Annotated in this window: 3 protein-coding genes; 2 read left to right on the top strand and 1 reads right to left on the bottom strand. The window is 37.8% G+C overall.

Features of this window, described 5'->3' with window-relative positions; genetic code table 11:
* Positions 1–223: 223 nt before the first annotated feature.
* Positions 224–385 carry a hypothetical protein gene (locus AC1DWN_RS32825; RefSeq protein WP_477563029.1) on the bottom strand — a complete coding sequence of 54 codons (162 nt, stop codon included), beginning with the start codon at positions 383–385 and terminating at the stop codon, positions 224–226.
* Between the two features lie 104 nt (positions 386–489).
* Between AC1DWN_RS32825 and AC1DWN_RS32820 the strand changes: the two genes are divergently transcribed.
* Both AC1DWN_RS32820 and AC1DWN_RS32815 read left to right on the top strand, forming a co-directional pair.
* Positions 490–906 carry a tellurite resistance TerB family protein gene (locus tag AC1DWN_RS32820; protein ID WP_477563028.1) on the top strand — a complete coding sequence of 139 codons (417 nt, stop codon included), beginning with the start codon at positions 490–492 and terminating at the stop codon, positions 904–906.
* 240 nt (positions 907–1,146) lie between these two features.
* Complete coding sequence (locus tag AC1DWN_RS32815) at positions 1,147–2,034, top strand: cation diffusion facilitator family transporter (protein ID WP_477563027.1); 888 nt, start codon at positions 1,147–1,149, stop codon at positions 2,032–2,034.
* The last annotated feature ends 81 nt before the right edge of the window (positions 2,035–2,115 follow it).

Below are 2,115 nucleotides of genomic sequence, written 5' to 3'. Positions count from 1 at the left end.
GGATAAAGAATTAGATGAAATCTTCGAGCTTGTTAATACAGAGGGCTGGAAGACAACGATAGATGCTTCTGATCCTTCATCAAGAGTATTGGTGATGGAGAGAGATGCGGTAGGTAGAAAAGCGAAATTCAGCATCGATGATAAAGGACGAGCTATTAAAAATTATTAAAAATAAGCTAAGCTGTCAGGACATTTTACCCGACAGCTTTGTTATGTTTTTTGCTTAGAACATAGGAAATACATAACGAACCAAGAAGCACAAAGCGCCAAAGAAGATGATAATATATGCCGCATACTTGATGAAAGTCGCGGCTACAACGCTGGAATCTGATTTTTTTTCTACATGACGTTCTTCGATTTCAATATTATTTGATCCGCTTTTCATTGGAAACACTCCCTTTTTTAATGTCTATCGCTTTTTACCCACAGATCAGTCCATTCAAACAAAAATGGTTATTGGAAGAATAATACAGCTGAGGAGTGGGTATTATGTTTTTACATTTTATACAGAAAAAAGAACATAAGGAAGCGTTCCTCGAACTAGCGTTTCTGGCAGCGAATGTTGACGGATTTGTTAATCAGAAGGAAATCGGTTTTCTTCATGCATTTATGGACGAGTTGAACATACATAGGACGGATCAAGATTTCTCGACGGTTAGAGAGATCTCTGATATTATCGGAGATTTGCAGGACGAACAGATTAAACATATCTTTTTTGCGGAAATTTTACTGCTGGTATACGCAGACGGTGACTTTAATGACGATGAGAAGCAGGTCATTATGGATATGAAACGGCTGTTCGATTTTACAGATAATACCTACGAGGCATTCAAAAACTGGGTCATTCGTATGGACCAAGTTAAGATTGAAGGTATGAAGCTTATTTTAAATAGTTCTAATTCATAGAAGACAAAAAGTTTGATAGACTTAAAGAACGAAAGGTCGCGTAAATCGCGACCTTTTTTTCATTGCAATGTGAGTTGGAAAGTGCTAAAATAATCAAACGTTTGTTTTTGGAGATGATTGAAATGAAAATTTATTTTTTTAAACCAAGGAACCATTCCAATAAAATTAGTAAACCTCAGCCTAGGAAGGCTGAGGTTTTTTTGTTTCCTTGGTGCAAGAAATATGGTTGGAGGACAATTTGTGAATACAGGGAAAAACAAAGCATCATTTGCAATGTGGCTTAGCTTAGTAAGCAATGCTATATTAACCGTTATTAAAGTAGTTGTTGGTTATTTTTTTCACAGTCCAGTATTATTAGCTGACGGGATTCATAATGCAGGAGACGTTATTGCAACAATCGCGGCGTTTAGCTCCATGCGAATTTCCAAGCAGCCGGCAGATAAGGATCACCMCTATGGGCATGGCAAAGCCGAGGTTATTGCTTCGGGAGTTGTTGCTAGTATTTTAGGATTAGCGGCAATATATATTGGCTTAGAGGCGATTCGCTCATTATTTCATGAGTCTTCACAGGCAAGTGTAATCGCTTGGATAGCAGCAATTCTGTCACTTGTCTGGAAGCAAGGTTTATATGTCTATACCATTAGGATTGGGAGAGAGGCTAACAGCAAAGGCTTAATTGCAACAGCCTATGATCACTTAGCGGATGTTTATGCATCTATCGCTGCAGTTGTTGGTATTGGGTTAGGCTTGCTTGGTGACAAATATGATGTATCCATATTATCTTATGGTGATCCAATTGCAGGAATTATCGTATCCTTTCTTGTATTAAAACTTTCGATTCATATGGCCAAAGAAGCTGTTGACATCCTTATGGATAAAACGATCGATCAAGCAAAGATGAATGAATATGCCGAACTTATTTTTAGTATTTCAGAAGTAAAGCGAATTGATAGGATCAGAGCGAGGGAACATGGACATTACATTTTGGTAGACGTCAGGGTGGGGGTGTTGGGAAGTTTGACGATTCAACAAGGCCACGATATATGCAAAGAAATTAAGCAGACCATAATGAAAAACCATAGTGATGTTGGGGAAGTGTTAGTCCATTTGAATCCTTGGTACAAGTAATTACTTAATAGGAGTGAAAAACACCCTTAAAGTTATCATTCGAAAAGCCCATTGGGATGACGATGAGATTTTAAGGGTGTT

The sequence above is a fragment of the Paenibacillus sp. P4_A7 genome (genome assembly GCF_056402455.1).
This window is presented reverse-complemented; position numbering and strand designations above follow the sequence as displayed.

Excerpts from the sequence above, each read along its gene's own strand:
- AC1DWN_RS32825 (WP_477563029.1), bottom strand. The coding sequence starts at position 385 with ATGAAAAGCGGATCAAATAATATTGAAATCGAAGAACGTCATGTAGAA.
- AC1DWN_RS32820 (WP_477563028.1), top strand. The coding sequence starts at position 490 with ATGTTTTTACATTTTATACAGAAAAAAGAACATAAGGAAGCGTTCCTC.